The sequence below is a fragment of the Streptomyces sp. NPDC098101 genome, assembly GCF_044760185.1.
Lineage (GTDB): Bacteria > Actinomycetota > Actinomycetes > Streptomycetales > Streptomycetaceae > Streptomyces.
The window spans coordinates 706899-731538 of sequence record NZ_JBIWAS010000001.1 but is presented as its reverse complement, the minus strand read 5'-3'; the positions used below and the strand labels follow the sequence as shown (position 1 = coordinate 731538).

At 75.5% G+C, this 24640-nt stretch carries 10 protein-coding genes and 1 tRNA gene; 7 read left to right on the top strand and 4 right to left on the bottom strand.

The window, feature by feature from the left end; translation table 11 throughout:
- The first annotated feature begins 104 nt into the window (after positions 1 to 104).
- Positions 105 to 14042 (top strand): type I polyketide synthase, encoded by a 13938-nt coding sequence (locus tag ACIQVI_RS03005; protein ID WP_403590261.1) that lies wholly within the window; start codon positions 105 to 107, stop codon positions 14040 to 14042.
- A gap of 69 nt (positions 14043 to 14111) precedes the next feature.
- On the opposite strand, the gene ACIQVI_RS03000 is transcribed toward ACIQVI_RS03005, so the two are convergent.
- Together ACIQVI_RS03000 and ACIQVI_RS02995 are read right to left on the bottom strand one after the other, a co-directional pair.
- A tRNA-Pro gene (locus ACIQVI_RS03000) sits at positions 14112 to 14185 on the bottom strand.
- Between the two features lie 53 nt (positions 14186 to 14238).
- Positions 14239 to 17001, bottom strand: a complete 2763-nt coding sequence (locus ACIQVI_RS02995) for an AAA family ATPase (RefSeq protein WP_351971803.1) — start codon at positions 16999 to 17001, stop codon at positions 14239 to 14241.
- A 200-nt stretch (positions 17002 to 17201) separates the two neighbouring features.
- On the opposite strand from ACIQVI_RS02995, the gene ACIQVI_RS02990 reads away from it, so the two are divergent.
- Positions 17202 to 17888 (top strand): DUF309 domain-containing protein, encoded by a 687-nt coding sequence (locus ACIQVI_RS02990; RefSeq protein ID WP_403590258.1) that lies wholly within the window; start codon positions 17202 to 17204, stop codon positions 17886 to 17888.
- 18 nt (positions 17889 to 17906) lie between these two features.
- Here the strand turns inward: ACIQVI_RS02990 and ACIQVI_RS02985 are convergent, their stop codons facing one another.
- Positions 17907 to 18290, bottom strand: coding sequence for a DUF488 domain-containing protein (locus ACIQVI_RS02985; RefSeq protein ID WP_403590255.1), 384 nt, complete (start codon positions 18288 to 18290; stop codon positions 17907 to 17909).
- Positions 18291 to 18319: 29 nt separating this feature from the next.
- Complete coding sequence (locus ACIQVI_RS02980; protein ID WP_403590252.1) at positions 18320 to 18922, bottom strand: TetR/AcrR family transcriptional regulator; 603 nt, start codon at positions 18920 to 18922, stop codon at positions 18320 to 18322.
- A gap of 150 nt (positions 18923 to 19072) precedes the next feature.
- Between ACIQVI_RS02980 and ACIQVI_RS02975 the strand changes: the two genes are divergently transcribed.
- The 5 genes from ACIQVI_RS02975 to ACIQVI_RS02955 all read left to right on the top strand — a co-directional run bounded on the left by ACIQVI_RS02975 (position 19073) and on the right by ACIQVI_RS02955 (position 24478).
- Positions 19073 to 19948, top strand: a complete 876-nt coding sequence (locus ACIQVI_RS02975; protein ID WP_403590250.1) for a phosphatase PAP2 family protein — start codon at positions 19073 to 19075, stop codon at positions 19946 to 19948.
- Complete coding sequence (locus ACIQVI_RS02970; RefSeq protein ID WP_403590247.1) at positions 19945 to 21000, top strand: DMT family transporter; 1056 nt, start codon at positions 19945 to 19947, stop codon at positions 20998 to 21000. The genes ACIQVI_RS02975 and ACIQVI_RS02970 overlap by 4 nt, the downstream gene beginning before the upstream one ends.
- 82 nt (positions 21001 to 21082) lie before the next feature.
- Entirely contained in the window at positions 21083 to 22111 is a 1029-nt protein-coding gene (locus ACIQVI_RS02965; RefSeq protein WP_351971798.1) for an SPFH domain-containing protein, read from the top strand.
- The gene (locus ACIQVI_RS02960; protein ID WP_403590244.1) at positions 22108 to 23007 is read left to right on the top strand and encodes a hypothetical protein; all 900 of its coding nucleotides are present in this window, start codon (positions 22108 to 22110) and stop codon (positions 23005 to 23007) included. The genes ACIQVI_RS02965 and ACIQVI_RS02960 overlap by 4 nt, the downstream gene beginning before the upstream one ends.
- A gap of 613 nt (positions 23008 to 23620) precedes the next feature.
- On the top strand, positions 23621 to 24478 hold the full coding sequence (locus ACIQVI_RS02955) for a GNAT family N-acetyltransferase (protein WP_403590241.1): 858 nt from the start codon (positions 23621 to 23623) through the stop codon (positions 24476 to 24478).
- Positions 24479 to 24640 lie beyond the last annotated feature (162 nt).

Genomic DNA, 24640 nt, shown 5'->3' with positions numbered 1-24640 from the left:
CGCCCGACGCCTGCCGCCCGACGCCCGTCGGCGGGGCCGGCCGTACCGGAACTCCGTGGAACCCCTGAAACCCCGTCTTCCTGAAAGGTCAGCCGAAGGTCATGATGACTGAGAAGCCTGCGACCCGGACCGCCGCGGACACGGAGCGGGACGAGCCGATCGCCGTCGTCGGCATGTCCTGCCGGCTTCCCGGGGCCGACGGGCCCGCCGCGTTCTGGGAGCTCCTGTCCGGTGGTGCCAGCGCCATCGGGGACGTGCCGGGCGACCGGTGGGCCGAGGGCGCCCCGAGCGCGCTGGCCCGCGGCGGGTTCCTGGAGGCCGTGGCGGACTTCGACGCGGCCTTCTTCGGCATCTCGCCGCGCGAGGCGGCGGCGATGGACCCCCAGCAGCGGCTGGTGCTGGAGTTGGCCTGGGAGGCCCTGGAGGACGCCGGGATCGTGCCCGGCTCGCTGCGCGGCAGCCGGACCTCCGTCTTCGTCGGCACCCTGCGCGACGACTACACCAACCTGCTGTACCAGTACGGTGCCGAGGCCGTCACCCAGCACACCATGACCGGCGTGAACCGGGGCGTCATCGCCAACCGGGTCTCGTACCTGTTCGGTCTGCACGGGCCCAGCCTCACCGTGGACTCCGCCCAGTCGTCCTCGCTCGTGGCCGTCCACCTGGCCTGCGAGAGCCTGCGGAACGGCGAGTCGACGGCCGCGCTCGCCGCAGGCGTGAACCTGAACCTGCTCGCGGAGAACACCGTCACCGAGCAGCGGTTCGGCGCGTTGTCCCGGGACGGGGTCACGTACGCCTTCGACGCCCGCGCCGACGGCTTCGTGCCCGGCGAGGGCGGCGGCGTGCTCGTCCTGAAGCCGCTGCGCCGCGCCGTCGCCGACGGCGACCGGATCCACGGGGTGATCCGCGGCAGCGCCGTCAACAACGACGGGACCACCGACGGCCTGACCGTCCCGAGCCCCGCCGCACAGGAGCAGGTGATCCTCGCCGCCCATGCGCGTGCGGGCGTGGCCGCCGAGGACGTGCAGTACGTCGAGCTGCACGGCACCGGGACACCGGTCGGCGACCCCGTGGAAGCCGCCGCCCTGGGGGCCGCGCTCGGCGCGGGACGCGGTGCCGAACGGGCCCTGCGCGTCGGCTCGGTCAAGACCAACATCGGCCACCTGGAGGGCGCGGCCGGCATCGCGGGGCTCATCAAGACGCTGCTGAGCATCCGCCACCGCCTGCTGCCGCCCAGCCTGAACTTCAGCAGCGCGAACCCCGCCATCGACCTGGACGCGCTCGGTCTGGCCGTCCAGCGCGAACCGTCCGCGTGGCCCGACCCCGAGCGGCCGCTGGTGGCCGGGGTCAGCTCCTTCGGCATGGGCGGCACCAACTGCCACGTCGTCGTCGCCCAGCCCCCCGCCGTAAAGGGCGTGGAGGACGAGGAGACGGTGTCACACGGGGCGGCCCCCACCCTGCTCCCGTGGGTCGTCTCCGGGGCGGGGCCCGAGGCCCTGCGCGCCCAGGCCGCGCGGCTCGCCGCCTTCGTCGCGACCCGGGACGCGGCCGGGGAGCCGGTGCCCTCGGCGGACATCGCCTGGTCCCTCGCGACGACCCGGACCGTGCACAGCCACCGTTGCGTGGTCCTCGGCTCCGACCACTCCGCCCTCCTCGACGGCCTGCGGGCCTGCGCCGAGGGCAGGACGGCACCCGGGGTCGTGACAGGCACCGCGACGCCGGGGAAGACGGCGTTCTTGTTCACCGGTCAGGGTGCTCAGCGGGTCGGTATGGGCAGGGAGCTGTACGAGGCGTTCCCGGTGTTCGCCGATGCTTTCGACGAGACCTGCGCGGCGCTGGATCCTCACCTCGACCAGCCGATCGCACAGACCATTCGCAGCGGGATGCATCTCGACCAGACTCTCTACACCCAGCCGGCCCTGTTCGCCGTAGAGGTCGCGCTCTACCGGCTGGTCGAATCCTTCGGGCTGCGACCGGACTTCGTGGCCGGGCACTCGATCGGGGAAATCGCCGCCGCCCACATCGCAGGCGTCTTCGACCTCACCGATGCCGCGCGCCTTGTCACCACCCGGGCCCGCCTCATGCAGAACGCCACACCCGGCGGAACCATGATCGCCATCCAAGCCACAGAAGAAGAAATCCTCCCCACCCTGGCCGGACACGAAGACCACGTCAGCATCGCCGCCCTCAACTCGCCCCACTCCACCGTCATATCCGGCGATAACCGTGCCGTCGAAGAAATCGCTGACATCTGGAAACAGCGGGGACGCAAAACCACCCGCCTCACCGTCAGCCACGCCTTCCACTCCCCCCACATGAACCAAGCGGCCGAAGAATTCAGGGCCGCAGCAGCCACCGTCACCTACCACCCGCCGACGATCCCTCTCGTCTCCACCTTCACCGGCCAACTCGCCAGCGATGAACTGACCACACCCGACTACTGGGCCGACCAACTCCGGGGAACCGTCCGCTTCACCCACGCCCTGAACACCCTCAACGACCACGACACCACCACCTACCTCGAAATCGGCCCCAACGCCGTCCTCACCCCCCTCACCCACACCACCCTCGACACCCAAGCCATCGCACTCCTCCGAGCGGACAGGCCCGAGGCGGACACCTTCCTCACCGCCCTCGCCACCACCCACACCCGCACCGAACTCGACTGGCGACCCCTCCTCACCCCCCACCACACCACCGACCTCCCCACCTACGCCTTCCAGCGCAAGCGGTACTGGATCGAGGACGCGGCGCGTGCGACCAAGGCGCCGGTCCCGGGGTTGCCGCGCGACGAAAGGGCCGGGACCGACGACCCGCGCGGTGCGCTGCTCGCACGTCTGGGCACGCTCTCACCGGCCGCCCGTAGCCGGGCCGTGTCCGACCTCGTGGACGAGCACGTCGCCGCCGTCCTGGAGTACGGGCCCGGGGAGCGGGTCGACCGGCACACGGCGTTCCAGAAGCTCGGTTTCAGTTCGCTGATGGCCACCGAGCTGCGCGCCGCGCTCGTGGACGCCACCGGGCTGCGGCTGCCCACCGGGCTGCTCTTCGACCGTCCCACGCCCGAGGCGCTCGCCAGGTTCGTGGAGGGCGAACTGTTCGGCGCGGGCGGGCCGGACGCCGAGGCGGTCGCGACGGCGGCCGACGACGATCCCATCGCGGTCGTCTCGATGGCCTGCCGCTACCCCGGCGGCGTGGCCTCCCCCGAGGACCTGTGGCGTCTGGTGTCCGAGGGCGGCGACGCGGTGTCCGCGTTCCCGACGAACCGGGGCTGGGCCGAGGACCTGTACGACCCCGACTCCGAGCGCCAGGGGAAGAGCGCGGTGCGGCACGGCGGGTTCCTGCACGACGCGGGCGAGTTCGACGCCGCGTTCTTCGGGATCTCCCCGCGCGAGGCCCTCGCCATGGACCCGCAGCAGCGGCTGCTCCTCCAGACCGCCTGGGAGGCCGTCGAGCGCGCGCGGCTCCTTCCCGAGTCGCTCCGGGGCACCCGTACCGGCGTGTTCGTCGGCGCGACCGCCCTGGAGTACGGGCCCCGGATGCAGGACGCGCCCGCGTCCGTCCAGGGCAACGTGCTCACCGGTTCCACCACGAGCGTCCTGTCGGGGCGCATCGCCTACCAGTTAGGGCTGCTCGGGCCCGCCGTGACCGCCGACACGGCCTGCTCGTCGTCGCTGGTCGCCCTGCACCTGGCGATCCGCTCGCTGCGCAGCGGGGAGACGAACCTCGCGCTGGCCGGCGGCGTGACCGTGATGTCCTCGCCGGGGATGTTCGTGGAGTTCTCCCGTCAGCACGGCCTCGCCGCCGACGGCCGCTGCAAGTCCTTCGCCGCCGGTGCGGACGGCACGGGCTGGTCCGAGGGCGTCGGGCTGCTGCTCCTGGAGCGCCTGTCGGACGCCCGCCGCAACGGTCACCGGGTCCTCGCCGTCCTTCGTGGTTCGGCGATCAACCAGGACGGCGCGAGCAACGGCCTGACGGCCCCCAGCGGGGTCGCCCAGCAGAGCGTCATCCGGCAGGCGCTGGCCGACGCGGGTCTCGCCGCGTCCGACGTCGACGCGGTGGAGGCGCACGGTACGGGCACGCGGCTCGGCGACCCCATCGAGGCCGAGGCGCTGATCGCGACGTACGGCACCGGGCGCGAGGACCGGTCCCCGGTGTACCTGGGGTCGTTGAAGTCCAACATCGGGCACGCGCAGGCGGCGGCCGGTGTGGGCGGGGTCATCAAGATGATCGAGGCCATGCGGCACGGCGTCCTGCCGAGGACGCTCCACGTGGACGAGCCCACGCCGATGGTCGACTGGTCGACGGGGGCGGTCGAGCTCCTCGCCCGGGAGAAGGAGTGGCCCGGCACCGGCCGGCCGCGCCGGGCGGCCGTCTCCTCGTTCGGGATCAGCGGCACCAACGCCCACGTCGTCCTGGAGTACGACCCCGAGGCCGAGGCGCCCGTGCCCCGGCCGTCGGACGGGCCCGCCGCCACGACGGACGAAACGGTCCCCGAGGCGGGCGGGCTGCCCGCGCCCTGGGTCCTCTCCGGCCGGGACGGACGGGCGCTGCGCGCGCAGGCCGCCCGGCTCCTGGACCACCTCGCCTCCGGGGCCGACCTCGTCGCCGTGGGACGGTCCCTGGCGGCGACGCGGACGGCCTTCGAGGAACGGGCCTCGGTCCTGGGCCCGTCCGTCGAGGAGCGCCTCGACGCGCTCGCGGCACTCGCGGAGGGGCGCGACCACCCGAAGGCGATCACGGGGAACGCGGCGAACGCGGGCCGCACGGCGTTCCTGTTCACCGGCCAGGGCGCCCAGCGGGTCGGCATGGGTCGCGAACTCCGCTCCGTGTCACCGGTGTTCGCCGCAGCGCTCGACGAGGTCTGCGAGGCCTTCGATCCGCATCTCGAACACCCCCTCGCCACCGTCCTCTTCACAGAACCCGACTCCCCTCGGGCCGAACTCATCCACCAGACCGCCTACACCCAGCCGGCTCTGTTCGCCGTGGAAGTCGCGCTCTACCGACTGGTCGAATCCTTCGGACTCCGTCCCGACTTCGTCGCCGGGCACTCCATCGGAGAAATCACCGCCGCCCACATCGCAGGCGTCTTCGACCTCCACGACGCGGCCCACCTCGTCACCACCCGCGCCCGCCTCATGCAGAACACCACATCCGGCGGAACCATGATCGCCATCCAGGCCACAGAAGAAGAAATCCTCCCCATCCTGACCGGACACGAAGAGCACGCCAGCATCGCCGCCCTCAACTCACCCCACTCCACCGTCATATCCGGCGACACCCACACCGTCGAAGAAATCGCCGCACATTTCACGCAACAGGGACGCAAAACCACCCGCCTCACCGTCAGCCACGCCTTCCACTCCCCCCACATGAACCAAGCGGCCGAAGAATTCAGGGCCGCAGCGGCCGGCGTCACCTATCACCCGCCGACAATTCCTCTCGTCTCCACCCTCACCGGCCAACTCACCGACCACGAACTGACCAAGGCCGATTACTGGGCCGACCAGCTCCGGGGAACCGTCCGCTTCACCCACGCCCTCACCACCCTCAACGACCAGGGCACCACCACCTACCTCGAAATCGGCCCCAACGCCGTCCTCACCCCCCTCACCCACACCACCCTCGACACCCAAGCCATCGCACTCCTCCGGGCGGGCAGGCCCGAGGCGGAGACGGTGGTTGAAGGGTTGGCGCGCGCTCACGCGGTGGGGGCGGCTCTGGAGCCGGGGGCGTTCTTCCCCGAGGGGGAGTGGGTGGACCTGCCGACGTACGCGTTCGGCCGTGACCACTTCTGGCTCGCGCCGCAGCCGGTCTCCGGTGCGCACAGCCCCGGTCTCGACGCCGCCGACCATCCGCTGCTCTCCACCGCCGTCGACCTGGCCGACCGGGACGACACCGTGTTCGCGGGCCGCTTGGGGATCGGCGGGCAGCCGTGGCTGGCGGACCACGCCGTCGGCGGCTCCGTCCTCCTGCCCGCGACGGCGTTCCTGGAGCTGGCCGTCGCCGCCGGTGGGCACCTCGGGCTGCCGCAGGTGGAGGACCTCACCCTGGAGGCGCCGCTCGCCCTTCCCCGGGGCGAGGCGGTCCGCGTCCAGGTGGCCGTGGGCGCGCCCGAGGGCGAGGGCGTGCGGCCGTTCACGATCCACGCGTGCCCCGACGACGACGGCGGGCACCCGCGCCGGTGGACCCGCCACGCCGTGGGCGTGCTGGCTCCGGAGGGGCCGGGTGCGGTCGACGCGGCCGACGAGGAGCTGTCGGGCGCGTGGCCGCCGGCCGGTGCGGAGCCGGTGCCCGTCGAGGGCGCGTACGAACGCCTGGCCTCGCTCGGCTACTCCTACGGGCCCGCCTTCCGGGGGCTGACCGGGATGTGGCGCGCGGGCGGGGACCTGTACGCGGAGGTGTCGCTGCCCGCGGGCCCGGAGGACGCGGCGGGGTTCGCCCTCCATCCGGCGCTGCTCGACGCCGTCCTGCACCCGCTGGTCCTGGACGCGGCCGACGGAGACGACGGAAGCGACGCGAGCGACGGGGCCGGCAGCGGCTCCATCCGGCTCCCGTTCTCCCTGGCGGGCGTCACCGTGCACGCCACCGGAGCCGCCGACCTCCGGGTGCGGATCCGGCCGCGCGCGCCGGGCTCCGGCTCCTACGGACTGACCCTCGCGGACGGCACCGGCGCGCCGGTGGCCGTCGTGGAGTCGGTCACCCTGCGCCCCGTCGACAAGGACAAGCTGGCCGACACGGCCCGGTCCGGGGGCGCCGCCCTGTACGAGCTGCGCTGGCCCGTGCTGCCCGCGCCCGAACGGCGGGACGACGTCCCGTGGGTCGAGGTCACCGGCGAGGGCCTCGCCGGCACGGAGCCGGGCGAGCTGCTCCTCGTACGCTTCCCGGCGACCGCACCCGGAGACACGCGGAACGCACGGAACGCACCAGACTCACCGGACACCGCGACCGTGTCCGTGTCCGGGGAGGCACCGGGCGCGGGTGCCACGACCGCACGTGCCCTCCGTCTCGTACAGGAGTTCCTGGCCGACGAGCGGTTCGCCGACGCGCGGCTGGCCGTGGTCACCTCGGGCGCGGTGGCCGCGCTGCCCGGCGAGGACGTCACCGACCTCGCGTCCGCCCCGGTGTGGGGTCTGGTCCGGTCGGCCCAGTCCGAGCACCCCGGCCGCATCGTCCTCGTGGACACGGACGGCGGTCCCGGGGCCGACGGGCTGCTGTCCGCGGCGCTGGCCGCCGACGAACCGCAGGTCGCCGTGCGCGCGGGCGCGCTGCGGGTGCCCCGCCTCTCCCCGGCCGGCCGGGACGCGGGCGGTGCGCCCGTCGTGCTCGATCCCGGCGGGACGGTCCTCGTCACCGGTGGTACGGGAGGCCTGGGCGCGCTGCTCGCCCGTCACCTGGTGGCCGAGCACGGCGTGCGCGAGCTGCTCCTGACGAGCCGTCGGGGCGATACGGCTCCGGGCGCGGCCGAGCTGGTCGCCGAGCTCTCCGGGGCCGGGGCGACCGTCCGCGTGGTGGCCGCCGACGTCTCGGACCGGGACGCCGTGGCGGGGCTCCTCGACGGGATCGACCCCGCCCGTCCGCTGACCGCCGTCGTGCACACGGCGGGCGTCCTCGACGACGCGACGGTCCTGTCCCTGACCCCCGGGGGGCTGGAGGGCGTCCTGCGGCCGAAGGCGGACGCCGCACGGCACCTGCACGAGCTGACGCGCGGGCTCGACCTGCGGGCGTTCGTCCTGTTCTCCTCCGTCTCGGGCCTCATCGGCACCGCCGGGCAGGCCAACTACGCGGCGGCCAACGCCTCGCTCGACGCCCTCGCCCAGCACCGTCACGCCCAGGGTTTGCCGGCGACGTCGCTGGCCTGGGGCCTGTGGGACGCCGCGCACGGCATGGGGGCGACGCTCACGGACGCCGAGACCGCCCGCTGGGAGCGGGCGGGGCTGCCGCCGCTCACCCCCGGGCAGGGGCTGGCCCTGTTCGACGAGGCGCTGGCGCGCGGCGGCCCGCTGTTCGCCCCCCTCGTACTGCGGCCCGCCCTCCTCGCGGCCGGGGAGGCGACCCCGCCGGTCCTGCGCGGTCCGGTCGCTCCGCGCGCTCGTGCGGCGGCCGGGCGTCCCCGTGCGGGTGCCGGGAAGGAGGCGGGCGGCGCGTCGGCCTGGAGCCGCCGGATCCTGGCCCTGGGCGAGGACGGGCGGAAGGAGGCCGCCCTCGACCTGGTGCGCGGCCAGGTCGCCGCCGTCCTGGGGCACGCGGGGGCGGCGGCCGTCGCCCCCGACCGGGCCTTCAACGACCTCGGGTTCGACTCGATGGCCGCGGTGGAGCTGCGCAACCGGCTGGGCACCGCGACCGGGCTGCGGTTGCCGTCCACGGTCGTCTTCGACCATCCCGCGCCCCGCGCGCTCGCCGCGTACCTGCTCGGCCGGGTCACGGCCGACGGGGCGCCGGCCGCCGTGGCCGCGCGGCCCCCGGGCCGGGCGGACGAGCCGATCGCGATCGTCGGCATGGCGTGCCGGTATCCCGGCGGGGTGTCCTCGCCGGGGGACCTGTGGCGGGTGGTGTCCGAGGGGGTCGACGCGGTGAGCGGGTTCCCGACCGGCCGGGGCTGGGACGTGGAGGGGTTGTACGATCCCGATCCGGAGCGGCCCGGGACGAGCTACACCCGGCACGGCGGGTTCCTGCACGACGCCGGCCTCTTCGACGCCGACTTCTTCGGGATGTCGCCGCGCGAGGCCACCGCGACCGACCCGCAGCAGCGGCTGCTCCTCGAAACGACGTGGGAGGCCTTCGAGAGCGCCGGGATCGATCCGGGCAGCGTGCGCGGGAGCTCCACGGGCGTGTTCACGGGGGCGATGTACGACGACTACCCGGTCCGCGCGAACGCCGCGCCGGGCGAGTTCGAGGGCTTCCTGCTGGCGGGCAACCTGTCCAGCGTGCTGTCCGGCCGGGTCGCGTACACCTACGGCCTGGAGGGTCCCGCCGTCACGGTCGACACCGCCTGCTCGTCGTCGCTGGTCGCGCTGCACCTGGCCGCGAACGCGCTGCGTTCCGGCGAGTGCGACCTCGCGCTGGCCGGCGGCGTGACGGTGATGGCGCAGCCGACGACGTTCGTGGAGTTCTCGCGCCAGCGGGGCCTGTCGGCCGACGGCCGCTGCAAGGCGTTCGCCGCGTCGGCCGACGGCACCGGCTGGTCGGAGGGGGTCGGCGTGCTGCTGGTGGAGCGACTGTCCGACGCGCGCCGCCACGGTCACCGGGTGCTGGCCGTGGTGCGGGGCAGCGCCGTCAACCAGGACGGGGCGAGCAACGGCCTGACCGCGCCCAACGGCCCGTCGCAGGAGCGGGTGATCCGGCAGGCACTGGCCAACGCGCGGCTCGCCCCGGCCGACGTGGACGCGGTCGAGGCGCACGGCACGGGCACCACCCTGGGCGACCCCATCGAGGCGCAGGCGCTGCTCCACACCTACGGGCAGGAACGCGCGGGCGAGGACCGGCCCCTGTGGCTCGGGTCGCTGAAGTCCAACATCGGGCACGCGCAGGCGGCGGCCGGCGTCGGCGGGATCATCAAGATGGTCGAGGCGATGCGGCACGGGGTCCTCCCCCGGACGCTGCACGTCGACGAGCCCTCGTCGCACGTCGACTGGGAGTCGGGCGCGGTGGAACTGCTCACCGAGGCCCGCCCGTGGCCCGAGAGGGACCGGCCGCGCCGGGCCGGCGTCTCGTCGTTCGGGATCAGCGGCACCAACGCCCACGTCATCCTGGAGGAGGCGCCCGCCGCGCCCAGGACGGCGGACGCGGACGGTACGGAGGGCGGGGACGGTACGGAGGGCGGGGACCGTGCGGACGGCTCGGGTGGCGAGGGCCGTACGGACGGTTCCGCACCCGGCGCCGCGGGCCGCGCCCCCGTCGTGCCCTGGATCGTGACGGCCCGGAGCGAGGACGCCCTGCGGGACCAGGCCCGCCGTCTGCACGCCCACCTCGGTGAGCGTCCCGAACTGGCGCCCGCCGACGTCGCGTTCTCGCTCGTCACCGAGCGCGCGGCGCTGGAGCACGGTGCCGCAGTCGTCGGTGCCGGGCGCGCGGAGCTCCTCGAAGGGCTCGACGCCCTCGCCCGGGGCGGCTCCTCCGCGCGTCTCGTGCGCGGCCGGGCGGCCGGTGAGGGCGGGACCGCGTTCCTGTTCTCCGGCCAGGGCAGCCAGCGCCTGGGCATGGGACGGCAGTTGTACGCGTCCTCGCCGGTGTTCGCCGCGGCGCTCGACGAGGTGGCCCGCCCTCTCGACGGCGAACTCGTCCGCCCGGTCAAGGACGTGCTGTTCGCCCGGGAGAACACGGCCGACGCCGCGCTCATCGACCAGACCGCCTTCACCCAGGCGGCCCTGTTCGCCGTGGAGGTGGCCCTCTTCCGCTGGTTCGAGCACCACGGGCTGCGCCCCGACCACCTCCTGGGCCACTCGATCGGGGAGGTGGCGGCCGCGCACGTCGCCGGCGTGCTGGACCTGCCCGACGCGGCCGTCCTGGTCGCCGAGCGCGGACGGCTGATGCAGTCCGCGCCGGAGGGCGGCGCGATGGCGGCGGTCGAGGCCGCCGAGGACGAGGTGCGGGCCCTGCTGCTCGCCCACCCGCCCGGCAGCGGCACCGTCGAGGTAGCCGCCGTCAACGGGCCGCGGGCCGTCGTCGTCTCCGGCGACGCGGCGGCGGTCGAGGAGCAGCTGGCCCTCTGGAGGGCCAGGGGCGTACGGACCAAGCGGCTGACCGTCAGCCACGCCTTCCACAGCGCCCACATGGACGACGTCCTGGAGGAGTTCCGCGAGGTCGCCGCCGGGCTGACGTTCCGCCCGCCGCGCATCCCCGTCGTCTCCAACGTGACCGGCACCCTGGCCACCGACGGGGAACTCGCCTCGCCCGACTACTGGGTCCGGCACGTCCGCCAAGCCGTCCGGTTCCACGACGGCGTGCGGTACCTCGCCGCGCAGGGCGTCACCCGGTTCGTCGAACTCGGGCCGGACGGCACCCTGACCGCCCTGACCCGCGACACCCTCGATGCCCTCGATGCCCTCGGCGACCGCACGGCCCTGGTGACACCGGCGCTGCGCAGGGGCCGGGACGAGTCCGAGACCCTGCACGGCGCGCTCGCCGAACTGCACCTGGCCGGCGCCCGGCCGGAGTGGAAGGCGCTCCTGCCCTCGGCGCGGCCCGTGCCGCTGCCCACGTACGCCTTCCAGCACCGGAACTACTGGCTCAGCACGCCGCCGGCCGCCGCGAACGCCGACGGTCTGGGCCTGAACACCGTCGAACACCCCCTCCTGAACGCCGCGCTCGCCGTGGCGGGCCGGGACGAGACCGTCCTGACGGGGCGTCTCGCCCTGTCCACGCACCCGTGGCTCGCGGACCACGCCGTCGCCGGAACCGTGGTGCTGCCCGCGACCGCGCTCCTCGAACTGGCCGCCCGGGCGGGCGAACAGACCGGTGCGGCCCGGGTGGAGGAGCTGACCCTGACGGCCCCGCTGGTCCTTCCCCCGGCCGAGGCCGTCCAGCTCCAGGTCGCCGCCGGGCGTCCCGACGCCGACGGCCGGCGCTCCCTGGAGATCCACTCCCGTACGGGCGGGGGCGACTGGCAGCTCAACGCCCAGGGCACCCTGGCCCCGGAGACGGACTCGGCGCCGGGCGGCGACGCCCCGGCGGCGTCCTGGCCTCCCGCGCGGGCCGTCGAGGTCGGTCTCGACGGCCTCTACGACCGGCTGGCCGAAGGGGACTACGCGTACGGTCCGGTGTTCCAGGGGCTGCGCCGACTCTGGCGCGGGGAGGGAGAGGTGTTCGCGGAGGTGGTGCTGCCCGATCCGGCGGCCGACGACGCCGGCCGGTTCCTGCTGCACCCGGCGCTGCTCGACGCGGCGCTGCACCCGCTGCTGCCCGGGGTGGCCGGTGACGAGAACACCGCGGTGCTCCCGTTCTCCTGGTCGGACGTGCGGCTGCACACCGTGGGCGCCGGGCGGCTGCGCGTCCGCATCGCCCGCGACGGGGCGGACCCGCGCGTGGTGTCGCTGACCGTCGCCGACTCCACCGGCGCGCCGGTCCTGTCCGTGGGGACCCTGACCCTGCGGCCGCTGTCGCGCGCGGCCCTGCGCGGCGCCGACGCCGGCCGGGACGGGCTGTTCCGGGTGTCCTGGCCGGAGGTCCGGGCTCCGGAGACGGCGGCCGACCTGTCGGAGTGGGTGGCCTGGGGGGCCTGGCCCGCCGGTCCCGGCGACGCGTCCGCACCCGTCCTGCCGGTCTGCGCCGACCTCGACGGGGCGGCGCGTGCCGGGGCGCGTACGGTCGTGTGGTCGCTGATGTGCGACGACGCTCCGGCGCACGGCGAGGGCATCGCCGCCCTGGCGCGGGTCGAGCTGTGCCGTGCCCTGGAGCGCGTCCAGGAGTTCCTGGCCGACGAGCGGCTGGCCTCGTCCCGGCTCGTCGTCGTCACCCGCGGCGCCGTCGCGGCCTCGGACGCCGACGGGGTGCCCGACCTCGTCCACGCCGGGGTCCGGGGGCTGCTGCGCACGGCGCAGACGGAGAACCCCGGCCGGATCGTGCTGATCGACACCGACCTCGGCCCCGACGCCCCCGACCACACGGCGCGGATCGCCCGCGCCGTCCACAGCGGGGAGCCGGAGGCGGCGCTGCGCGACGGGCGGATCCTCCGGCCCCGTCTGACCCCGGCGCCCGCGCCCGACGCCGCCTCTCCGGCGACGGCCGGGCGGTGGGACCGGGGGACCGTACTGATCACGGGGGCCACCGGCGCGCTCGGCCGGGTCCTGGCCCGGCACCTCGTCACCCGGCACGGCGCGCACACCCTGCTCCTGCTCAGCCGCCGAGGCGAGCGGGCGCCGGGGGCCGCCGCACTCCGCGCCGAACTGGAGGGGCTCGGCGCCACCGTCGGCTTCGCGGCCTGCGACGCGGCCGACCGCCGGGAGCTGGCCCGCGTCCTCGCCGGTCTCACCACCCCGCTGAGCGCCGTCGTGCACACCGCGGGCGTCCTGGACGACACCGTCGTCGCCGACCTCACTCCCGAACGGCTCGACGCCGTCGTGCACCCCAAGATCGGAGCAGCCTGGAACCTCCACGAGCTGACCCGCACCGCCGATCTCGACGCCTTCGTCCTGTACTCGTCGGTCGCCGGTCTGATCGGGAACGCGGGCCAGGCCAACTACGCGGCGGGCAATACCTTCCTGGACGCGCTCGCCGCCCACCGCAGGGCCCACGGCCTGCCGGGGACCTCCCTGGCCTGGGGCCTGTGGGAGGAGTCGAGCGACCTCAGCGGGGCGCTCGCCGAGAACGACCTGCGCCGGCTCTCCCGCCTCGGCCTGGCCCCCCTCGCCACCGAGCACGCCATGGCCCTGTTCGACCGGGCCACCGCCGGCGCGCACCCGCTGCACGCCGCCACCGGTGTGAACACCGCGCTGCTGGGCCGGGACCCCGACCGCGTCCACCCGCTCCTCCGGGACCTCGCCCCGGCCGCTCCGCCCCGGCGGGCGGCGGCCGCTGCGAAGGCGGCCGACGACCTGCCCCGGCGGCTCGCCGGGCTCGACGCCCCCGGTCGCGAACAGGCCCTCCTCGACGTGATCCACGTCCAGGTCAACGACATCCTCGGCCACGCCCCGGGCACTCCGGTCCACCCCGGGAGGAGCTTCCAGGAGATCGGTTTCGACTCGCTCACGACGGTCGAGCTCCGCAACAAGCTCAACGCCGCCACGGGCCTCCGCCTGCCCACGACCCTCGTCTTCGACCACCCCACCCCCGAGGTGCTCGCCCGGCACGTCGCCGGGCTCGTCACCCCGCCCGGGGACGACTCCGGCGCGCCCTCCCTGGACGCCGTCCTCGCGACCCTCGACCGGACGAAGGCCCTCGTCGACGCCCTCGACGGCGCCGATCCGACCCGCACCGTCCTGACCGCGCGCCTCAGGAGCCTCCTCGACGCCATGACCCGGGAGGCCGCCCCCCGGCCCGACCGCCACGCCGACCTCGACGACGCGACCGACGAGGAGCTGTTCGCCTTCCTCGACCACGCCGAGTAGCCGCCCGGAAACGCCCGAGGGCCGCTCCGGATTTCTCCGGAGCGGCCCTCGGGTGACGACTCTCACGAGTCGGGACGACAGGATTTGAACCTGCGACCCCTTGACCCCCAGTCAAGTGCGCTACCAAGCTGCGCCACGTCCCGATGCGCGTCTTCGGCGGGTTGTTCCCGCGTCGGCGTGCAGGGAAGACATTACCTCACTCCGGAGGGTGGGACGACGCACGGGCTGTCACCGCGTCGGTGGTGAGGAGGGACGCGCCGCAGGCGGTGGCCAGGGCGGTCGCCTCCGCGAGGGCGGCCCGGGAGCCGGTGACGCGGGCCAGGTCGAGGCGGGCGCGGGCCTCCTCGTAGCGGGAGGGCGACGCGGCCAGGTGGGCGACGGCCTCGGTGAGGAGGCGGCGGGACTCGGGCGGGTCGGCCAGGAGGGCCGCGCAGCGGAGGGCTTCGCCGAGGGCGGTGGGGGTGCCGATGCGCTCGGCGTGGGCACGGGCGCCTGCGGCGATCCCGGCCGCCCGGTCCGGGTCCGTGGGAGCGAGCGCCCGCGCGAGGTCCAGGGGCCAGGGAGCCCACACGACGTGGTGGCGGCCCCGGCCGACCAGCGCCTCGGCCGCGGCCTCCAGGGTGGCCACCGCCTCCTCGACGCGGCCCTCCGCGAGCAGGAGCCGGCCGAGGACGCTGGGACCGTCGGGCAGGACGATCGCGCCGGGCCACGGCGGTCCGAAGGAGTAGCGGTCGGCCACGCTCCGCGCCTCCGCCGTGCGTCCCCGGGCGACGAGCGTGTCGACGAGGAGGCAGGCGGTGTCCCAGTGCACGGGGAGGCCGTTGCCGACGCGGTCGGCCAGGCGCAGGCCCTCCTCCAGGTAGTGCTGCGCCTTCGGCAGGTTGCCGCGGCGCCGGTGGACCAGGCCCAGGAGGGTGTGGGCGAAGGCGAGGTGGGCGCCGCTCCAGCCCGAGATCTCGAAGGCGCGGACCGCCTCCGTGAAGAGGATCCCGGCCCGGTCGGGACGGTCGGAGAACGCGTACGCGATGCCGGTGAGGGCCGGGATCTCGAAACCCCAGGTGGCGTCGGTCCAGCCGAGTCCCCTGGCCGGTATGCCGTCGACGAGGGCGAGGTCGCAGAGGCGGACGACCTCGTCGGCGGGTTCGCCGCGCATCATGGCGTCGAATCCGCGCACCGTGAGGAGGGCCCGCTCGGAGTTGTCCGCGCCGGTGAAGTTCGCGGTGAGGTCGGCCAGCCGGCGGGAGCGGCCGGGGCCGTCCTCCTCGACGGCCTGGAACCCCTCGTACATGAAGTTCGCCGCCTGGAGGCGGCGCCGGTCCGTGCCGGGCGGGGTGCGGACGGCCTCGGCGGCGAGGACCCGCGCGGCCTCCCGGAGCTGGTTGTTGTGGGCGAGTGCCTGGGCGAGCCGGTAGGTCGCGTCGATGCGGAGGTCGTCGCCCAGGCCCGGCAGGTCGAGCGCGGAGCTCAGGTGACGGACGGTGGCGGCGGGCGCGGTCAGCAGGGAGGCGCAGCCGAGTTCGTAGAGGACCGTGGCGTACGCGTCGGGGCCCGGCGGTTCGGCCAGGGCCCGCTCCAGACAGCGCCGGGCCGCGTCGGGAGCACCCACGGCGAGGTGTTCGACGGCGGCGGCCCGCAGCTGGCGGACGACCTCCTGGTCCTCTTCCGGGTGCACTTCGAGGAGGTGCCGGGAGACGGCGGCCGGTCCGTGGCCCGCCGCGGTGAGCGCCCAGGCGGCCTGTCCGTGCATGGCGGTCCGCGCGGCCGGTGACATCGAGCCGTAGATGGCGGACGCGATGAGGGGGTGGGCGAACTCCAGGTGGGCGGAGCCCTCCGGGGTCGTCGCGGCCGGGTCGCCTCCGGTGCCGGGTCCGGTCGTCGCGGAGTCCCGTTCGGGTTTCGCGGCGGGTCCGGTCCGTGCCTCCCGGTCCGCCTTCGTGGTCACGATCCGCGCCTGGCGGAGGAGTTCGGTGTGTTCGGCGACCTCCGGCTCGCTCGTGCCGGTGAGCGACGCCAGGAGGCGCGGGGTGCTGTCCGCGCCGAGGACGGCGATCGTCCAGGCCAGGCGGGTGGGGCCGGCGCCGAGTTCTTCGAGGCGGGCGACGAGTCCGCCGCCGCGCGCTTCGGCGCCGAGGCCGCGCAGGAGGGAGGCGGAGCCCGCGACGGGTTCGAGCATCCGGTCGCGGGCCTTGGCGAGGAGTTCGACCGTCTCGTACGGGTTGCCGGAGGTCACCTTCCACAGTTCGCGGCAGAACGGTTCGTCCGCGTGGTCGCCCAGCGTCTCCCGGGCGAGCGCGGCGGTGGCGCCGAGCGTGAGGGCGTGCAGGCCGAGGGTCACGACGGCGCGGTCGGCGAGCGCCGCGAGGACGGCCGGCACACCGGTGCGGTGCGGCCCCTCCGCCAGGGGACGGTGGGCGAGGACGACGAGGGCGGGCAGCCTGCGGTCCCGCCGGATCCGGGTGAAGGCGTCGAGCCACGCCAGGGATTCGGCGTCGGCCCAGTGCGCGTCGTCCACGAGCAGGACCGGCGGCCGGTCCCGCAGCCGGTCCGCGAGCCGTCCCAGGAGCTTGGCCAGACCGTCCCGTACGCCCTGCGGGTCGGCCGGCGCGGCCGACGGCGGAGGCGGCGGGGCGAGCCCGAGCGCGGGGGCGAGCAGGTCGAAGTGGTCGCCGAAGAGGAGGCGGACGTCCTCCTCGTCGAAGCGGTCGAGCGCGGGCTGGAGCAGCTGGCGGGTGACGTGGAACGGGACCGAGGTGAGGGTCTCGCCGCCCCGGGCCGTCAGGACGGTGCACCGGTCGCCGGCGGTGCGGCGGATCTCGCGGAGGAGGGTGGTCTTGCCGATGCCCGCCTCTCCCCGGTAGACGAGGATGCCGCCGCGCACCGGGCCGCCCGCCGCCGCTCCGGCGACGAGTTCGTCGACGGCATGGGCGGCCGCGGCGAGCTCCGGGTCCCGTTCGAGCAGCCCGCCGTGGGACCCGTCCGGGACCGCGGGAACGAACGGCGTGGCGGGCGACGGCTGTTCGGGATCCGACGGCACCGGTGACTCACTCCCCTACCCGAGCTCCTTGCGCGCCGCGGCCGGCGAGACCCACGCGGACCGGCACGAAGCGCTTGTCGGACGAGCCTAGCGTTCCTGATCGTTCCGGGGGCGACAATGGAGGGGTGAACCGGACCACGAGTGACCGAGGCAGGGACCGCGACGAGGAGGGGCGGGCCCGCAGCGCCCGCCCCCGCGACGGGCTCGGCCGACCGCTGCCGTACGGGACGGAGGGGGTGCCCCGGCAGCCCGAGGGGGTCGTACGGGATCCGGACGCGACCCTGCGCGAGGCGCAGCGGCTGCTGGACGCCGGGATGCCGTTCCACGCGCACGAGGTCTTCGAGGACGCCTGGAAGTCCGGTCCGGAGGCGGAGCGGGACCTGTGGCAGGGGCTCGCCCAGCTCGCCGTGGGCCTGACGCACACGGCCCGCGGCAACGCGGCGGGCGGGGCGCGCCTGCTGCGGCGCGGCGCGGACCGCCTGGCGGACGTAGCGGGGGCGGGCGTATCGGTGGCGGGCGGGCCGGGGACGGGCGTACGGGGAACGGGCGTACCGGGGGCAGCGGAGTCCGGGCCCTACGGGATCGACGTCGGCGGGCTCGTCTCCTGGGCACGGGAGTTGGCCGACCGCGCGGGGAGGGACGCGGGCGTGGGGAAGGGCGAGAGCACGGAGACGGACGGAAGCGCGGGGAAGGGCGGAGGCGCCGGAAAGGACAGGGGTGCGGGGAAGGGCGGAGGCACCGGAAGGGACGGTGGTGCCGTCGTCGTCGACGCGGCCGCCGAAGCGCCTCGGCTGCGCCGGGACGCCCCCTGACCCCGTGCGCCGGTTCCGCTACCCGCCTTGCTCCCCCGCCGCCTCGATCTCCCGGCGCAGTACGGCCGTGTGGCCGGTCGACGGGTCCTTGACCGCCGTGAGGAGCGTGACCGTGCCGCGGCTCGCGAGGTCCTTCAGCCGGGCGAGGGCCTCGGCGGCGGCCGGGGCGGCGAGTTCGGCCTCGTAGCGGCGGCGGAACTCCTCGTCCCCGCCCTCGGGGCCGTGGTACCAGCGGCGGAGTTCCGTGGAGGGCGTGAGGGCCTTGGGCCACTCGTCGATACGCGCGTCCGCCTTGGCGAGGCCGCGCGGCCAGAGGCGGTCGACGAGGACCCGCACCCCGTCGTCGGGCGACGGGGTCTCGTAGACGCGGCGGACGCGGACGGCGGGGGTGGTGGCGGCCATGGGTCCAGGGTGCCGGACGGCACCCCGGCTCACCCGGTGGCGCGCAGCGCCGGGAGGAGGACGGCGTCGACGAAGGCCCGCATGGCCGAGGTGTCCCTGAACCGCTCCTCGCAGATCCGCTCGATGCGGAGCATCCCGAGGAAGCCGGGGGCCACGAAGTCGACGGCCGGGTTGTCCGCCTCGACCTCGCCCCGCTCGACCGCGCGGGCCACGATCGCGTCGATGGCCGCGATCTCGGGGGCGATGACGGTCTCGTGGAAGGCGGCGCGCAGGTCGGGGTACTGGATGTACGCCTGGGCGACGGCCTCCATCAGTCCGGCGTCGCGCTCGTGGTGGGAGGCGGCGATGCGGGCGGCCTCGCGCAGGTCGCCGGCGAGGGTGCCGGTGTCGATGCCGCCGAAGACGACGCACCGGCGGCGGGCGAGGGCCGCGGTGACGAGCCGCGGCTTCGTGCCCCACTGCCGGTAGAGCGTGGCCTTGCCGCACTTGGTGAGGGCGGCGACGCCCTCCATGGTCACCGCGTCGTAGCCGCCTTCGCGGAGGAGGCGGAGCACCGCGTCGTAGAGCTCGGTCTCGCGCTCCGGCGTGATCTTGCTGCGCCGGGCCGCGGCGGTGGCGGCCTGTGTGGACATCGGTCCCTCCCGTACGGGTCTCCCTCTGCACATACGAGAGTAGGGGGTGCACAATCGAGACGCAAACGTATCGAGACGCTTGCGTCTCGCTGAAAACGGATCTAGGCTTCCTCCGTTTGTTGCCGATTTGACGGATTAGAGGGCCGCGCGATGGCTGCCGGGACACGCGGGATACGAGGACCACGTCCTGCCGGACCTGGGGCGACGCCTACCCCCGGCCCCGCCGGTCCCGACGCCGGAGAGGGGGAGGAGGCGAACGGAGAGGCCCCGAGAGCGGCCCCCCGGCCGCCCCTGCTGCGCGAGCTGCTGCTCGTCACCGCCCTGTTCCTCGTCTACAAGTTCGGCCGGCTCTTCGCCAATGGTCACGAGACCCGCGCCTTCCGGAACGCCGACCGCGTCTGGGACGCCGAGCGCGCGCTCCACCTGCCGGGCGAGGGAGCGGTCCAGCAGCTCCTCATGCACGGCGAACCGCTGGTCCGGGCCGCGAACACGTACTACGCGGCCGTGCACTTCCCCGCCACGGTCGCCTTCCTCGTCTGGCTGTACCTGCGCCGCCCGGACCACTACCTGTGGTCGCGGCGCGTGCTCGCGCTCCTCACCGCCGCCGCGCTCGCGCTGCACCTGCTGATGCCGCTCGCGCCGCCCCGGATGCTCGCCGCCGCCGGACTCGTCGACACCGCCCGCGTCTACGGCCCCTCCGTCTACGGGGCGGTGCCGGAGACGGACTCGATGGCGAACCAGTTCGCCGCCATGCCGTCGCTGCACTTCGGCTGGGCCCTGATGGTCGCGATCGGCCTGATCGCCGCCACCCGCTCCCGGTGGCGGGTGCTCTGGCTGCTGCACCCGCTGGTCACCCTGCTCGTCATCGTCGGGACCGCGAACCACTACTGGTTCGACGCGCTGGCCGCCGCCGCGCTCCTCGGTCTGGCGCTGCTCGCCGTCCGCGCCCCCGGGCCCCGGACGGCACCCCCACCCGTACGCCGCCGCCCGAAGACGGCCCCCCTCCCGGTCGGAGCCCTGCGATGAACCCCGCCGCCGGCACCGCGCTCGCGGTGCTCCTCTCCCTCGTCTCCGCCGCCGGGTACGCGCTCGCCGCCGTCGCCCAGTCCCGGCTCGCCGCCGCGTCGCCCGCCGCCCCCGACGGGCGCGGGGCGCTGCGCGCGCTGCTCGCCCGCGGGCAGTGGTGGTGGGCCGTCGGCCTGAACGCCGCCGGAGCCCTCGCCCACGTGGCCGCCCTGCACTACGGGCCGCTGACCCTGGTCCAGCCGCTCGGCGCGCTGACCCTGGTGGCGGCGCTGCCGCTCGGCGCGTACTGCGCGCGCCGGCGGGTGACCCGCACCGAGTGGCGCGGGGCCCTGTGGACCCTGGCCGGTCTCGTCGGCCTGGTCGCCGTCACCGGGCCCGCGGCCCCCGGCGAGGCGCTCAGCCTGCGCGAGTCGCTGGTCGTCGCCGCGGTGACGGCGCTCCTGATCGCCGCGCTCGCCTCGGGCCGCCTCCAGGGGAGCGGCGGGCGGGCCGGGCGCGGACTCGGGCACGCCACGGCGTCCGGGATCGCCTCCGGCGTCGCCTCGGCGCTCACCCAGACCCTGACGGCCGCGCTCGCCCTGAACCTTCCCGGCACCGAGCCGACCTGGTGGCAGACCGCGCTGCTCGCGGTCCTCATATCCGGCTTCGCGACGGGCGGGCTGCTGCTCTCGCAGGCCGCCTACCGGGGCGGGCTCGCGGCGCCGCTGGCCGTCGTCAACCTCTCCAACCCGGCGGCCGCCGCGGTGATCGGCGTGGCCCTGCTCGGCGAGACCTTCCGGGCCGGGGCCTGGGGCTGGCTCGCCGCCGCCGGCGCGTCGCTGATCGCGGCGCGGGGCGTGGTGCTCCTGACGAAGGGTGGCGGCGGGACGGGAGAGACGGGGACCGTCGCCAGCACCGGGGTCGGAGTCGGCACCGGAGCGACCGCCGGTACCGGGGTCGGAGTCGGCACCGGGGTCGGGGTCGTCGCCGGGTCCGGGGGTCTTCCGGCGGCCCGGATCGCCGGTCTCGCCGCGCCGGAGGCCGAGCCGGTGGGCGTCCCGCTCACGGGGTGAGGGCGGGCGGCACCCCTCATTCGTCACCTTGACGACAACTGAATCCACCCCCTATCGTCAACATGACGACAAGGGGGTTTCCATGGCCGACATCACCCGGCGGGCCGGCTGGCGCCATCTGCGCTCCGCGCCCACCGCGCACATCCGCCACCAGCGACGCGGAAAGCTCGTCCACGACGGCGAGGGGCTCAGCTTCTGGTTCCGGCCGCGCACCGCCGCCCTCTCCGAGGTGCCGGTGAACGACCGGGAGCTGGCGATGGCCTTCCACGCCCGTACGGCCGACTTCCAGGACGTGAGCGTGCAGTCCACCGTCACGTACCGGATCGGCGACCCCGGCGCGGCGGCCACCCGGCTCGACTTCTCCGTCGACCCCGACACGGGCGCCTGGCGCGGCACCCCGCTGGAGCAGATCGCCACCCTCCTCACCGAGACCGCCCAGCAGCACGCCCTCGACGTCCTCGCCCGCACCACCCTCGCCGCCGCGCTCGTCGACGGCGTGGCGGCGGTCCGGGACCGCGTCGCGACCGGCCTCGCCGCCGAGCCGCGCCTGCCGGACACCGGCATCGAGGTCGTCGCCGTCCGGGTCGTGGCCATCCGCCCCGAGCCCGAGGTCGAGCGCGCCCTGCGCACCCCCGCCCGCGAGCAGATCCAGCAGGAGGCCGACCGGGCCACCTACGAGCGGCGGGCGGTCGCCGTCGAGCGGGAGCGCGCCATCGCGGAGAACGAGCTCGCCAGCAAGATCGAGCTGGCCCGGCAGGAGGAGCGGCTGGTCGAGCAGCGCGGCACCAACGCGCGCCGCGAGGCCGAGGAGAACGCCGCCGCCGACGCGGTGCGGGCCGAGGCCGAGGCCGTACGGAAGGTCCGGCTCGCCCGCGCCGAGGCGGAGGCCGCGCGCGAGGTGGGCGAGGCGCGCGCCGGGGCGCAGTCCGCGTGGCTGCGGGCGCACGCGGAGACCGATCCGGCCGTCCTGCACGCCCTCGCGGTGCAGCGGGCCGCCGAGAACCTGCCCCGGATCGAGCACCTGACGCTCTCCCCGGACGTGCTCACCGGCCTGCTCGCCCGGCTCGGCGGCGAGCACGGCGGAGGCGGGACCGGCGGGGTCCGGCCGTGAGCCTCGCGCCGCGCGCGGTGCTCGTGCACCGGACGACGGAGTACGAGGAGCTGCTCGCCCGGCACGGTACGCACGGGCAGGCCGCGTTCTTCCTCTCCGCGCGCGGCCGCTCGGTCGAGGCCGTGCGGGAGCGGCACGAGCGGGCCCACCGGGCGCTCGCCGAGGTGGCGGGCGCGGTGCCGCTGGCGTGGCGGCAGACCCGGGTGGAGCGCGCCGATCTGGACCGGTTCCTCTTCGGGCCCGAGGACGTCGTCGTGGTGGTCGGTCAGGACGGCCTGGTCGCCAACGCGGCGAAGTACCTGACCGGGCAGCCCGTCGTCGGCATCGACGCGGACCCGGGACGCAATCCGGGCGTCCTGGTGCGGCACCGGGCGGCGCAGGCGCGGCGGCTGCTGCCGTACGCGGCGGGGGAGGGCGCGGCGGCCGACGAGCTGACGATGGTCGAGGCCGTCACCGACGACACGCAGCGGCTCCTCGCGCTCAACGAGATCTACGTCGGCCCGCCGGGGCACCAGACCGCCCGCTACACGCTCGGGCTCGACGGCACGGACGCCCCGGCCGAGGCCCAGGCGTCGTCGGGGGTGCTCGTCGGCACCGGCACGGGGGCCACGGGCTGGCTGCGCTCCCTGTGGGAGCAGCGCTCCAGCGCCCTCGCGCTGCCCGCGCCCGCGGACCCCCGCCTCGCCTGGTTCGTACGGGAGGCCTGGCCGTCGCCGACGACCGGCACCAGCCGTGTCGAAGGCCTCCTCGGTCCCGGCCGGGGCCTGCGCCTCACCGTCGAGTCGGACCGCCTGATCGCCTTCGGCGACGGCGTCGAATCGGACACGCTCGAACTGACCTGGGGCCAGACGATCCACCTCACGATCGCCTCCTCCCGCCTGCGCCTGGTGCACTGAGCCGGACCTGCGCGACTCGGGGCGGGGGCGGTTCCGGCCGCGCCTGCGGGAGGCGGCGAGGCACCGCACACGGGCGCACGCCGGCGGGCCACACCCGCTGACAACCGGCACCCCCCGGACGGGAACGGGCACGGTCCCGGCCTCGCTCGCCGGGAGGCGTCGGGGCCGCACGGACGCGCCGGTGAGCCGCGCCCACCGATGCCCCCCGGGGCGGGGGCGGTTCCGGACGGCCCGAGGGGAAGCTGTGGGGTCACGCGAGCGACCCGGCGAGGCCTCCGCACACAGAGACTCACCGGGGGCCACACCCGCCGGCACTCGGCACACTCCGCCCCTCGGGACGCAAACGGCCACGGTCCCGGACGCGCCCGCAGGAGGCGGCGGGCCACGCGGGCGACCCTGCGGGGCCTCCGCACACGGGCGCGCGTCGGCGGGCCGCGCCCGCCGCTCCCCGGCCCGCTCCACCCCCCGTCCCCGACACGGCCGGATTCGATCGGTCCGGGTCGGGCGGCAGCCCGTACGGCGTTATGCTCGGCGCGCTTTGCCCGGGTATCCGGCCCGCCGTCCGGGCGTCGCGGCACGCTCCCGTTTCCTCCCGGCCGTTGAAGGACACCCCATGGCCCCCGGCTCGCCGACCGTCTCCCCCGCCACACCGCAGGACTGGGCGCTGGTGCGTTCCTGGGCCGTCGAGGAGGGGTGGAACCCGGGGGTCTCCGACGTCGCGGCGTTCTTCGCGCAGGACCCGCGCGGGTTCTTCCTCGGGCGGATCGACGGGGAGCCCGTCTCCGCCGTCTCGGTGGTCGGCTACGACGACGCCTACGCCTTCCTGGGCTTCTACCTCGTGCGGCCCGAGCTCCGCGGCCTCGGGTACGGCCTGGCCACCTGGCGGGCCGCGCTCGTCCACGCGGGCGACCGGGCCGTCGGGCTCGACGGCGTGCCCGCGCAGCAGGACAACTACCGGCGCTCCGGCTTCACGGCGGCGTACCGCACGGCGCGGTACGTGGGCGGGGTCCCGGCCCCGGACGCCCCGCCGGCCGGCCTGGTGCCCGCCGGGCGGGTCGGCCCGGACGCCCTCGCGGCGTACGACGGCGCCTGCCACCACGCCGACCGGCCGCGGTTCCTCTCTGCCTGGCTGACGACCCCCGGACACCGCGCCCTGGCCCGGGTCGTCGACGGACGTCTGACCGGATACGGGGTGGTTCGTCCCGCCCAGGACGAGGCCCGGATCGGGCCGCTGTTCGCGGACGGCCCGGCGGACGCGGCGGCCCTGCTCGACGGACTCGCGGCCGAGGCGCGGGACTTCGGCGCGGACCGGATCGCGGTCGACATGCCGGAGGTCAATCCGGCGGCGGCACGCCTGGCCCTGGAGCGCGGTCTGGAGCCGACCTTCGAGACGGCCCGGATGTACACCGGCCCGGTCCGCCCGGTGGCCCGGGAACGCGTCTTCGGGATCACCACGCTCGAACTGGGCTGAACCGGCCGGCACCCCCTCCCCCTCACCGACCCCCCGCCACCCCCTGAGGGGTGACAAGGGTTTTCCCCGTATCGGGTTCACCCCCCCGTTCCCTACTGTCCTCCGCACCGGCAGATATCATCCTCCGAGTCGCACCATGACAGGTGCATGAGAAGGGTGGCA

Excerpts from the sequence above, each read along its gene's own strand:
- ACIQVI_RS03005 (WP_403590261.1), top strand. The coding sequence starts at position 105 with ATGACTGAGAAGCCTGCGACCCGGACCGCCGCGGACACGGAGCGGGAC.
- ACIQVI_RS02985 (WP_403590255.1), bottom strand. The coding sequence starts at position 18,290 with ATGGCCGCCACCACCCCCGCCGTCCGCGTCCGCCGCGTCTACGAGACC.
- ACIQVI_RS02980 (WP_403590252.1), bottom strand. The coding sequence starts at position 18,922 with ATGTCCACACAGGCCGCCACCGCCGCGGCCCGGCGCAGCAAGATCACG.
- ACIQVI_RS02975 (WP_403590250.1), top strand. The coding sequence starts at position 19,073 with ATGGCTGCCGGGACACGCGGGATACGAGGACCACGTCCTGCCGGACCT.
- ACIQVI_RS02970 (WP_403590247.1), top strand. The coding sequence starts at position 19,945 with ATGAACCCCGCCGCCGGCACCGCGCTCGCGGTGCTCCTCTCCCTCGTC.
- ACIQVI_RS02965 (WP_351971798.1), top strand. The coding sequence starts at position 21,083 with ATGGCCGACATCACCCGGCGGGCCGGCTGGCGCCATCTGCGCTCCGCG.
- ACIQVI_RS02955 (WP_403590241.1), top strand. The coding sequence starts at position 23,621 with ATGGCCCCCGGCTCGCCGACCGTCTCCCCCGCCACACCGCAGGACTGG.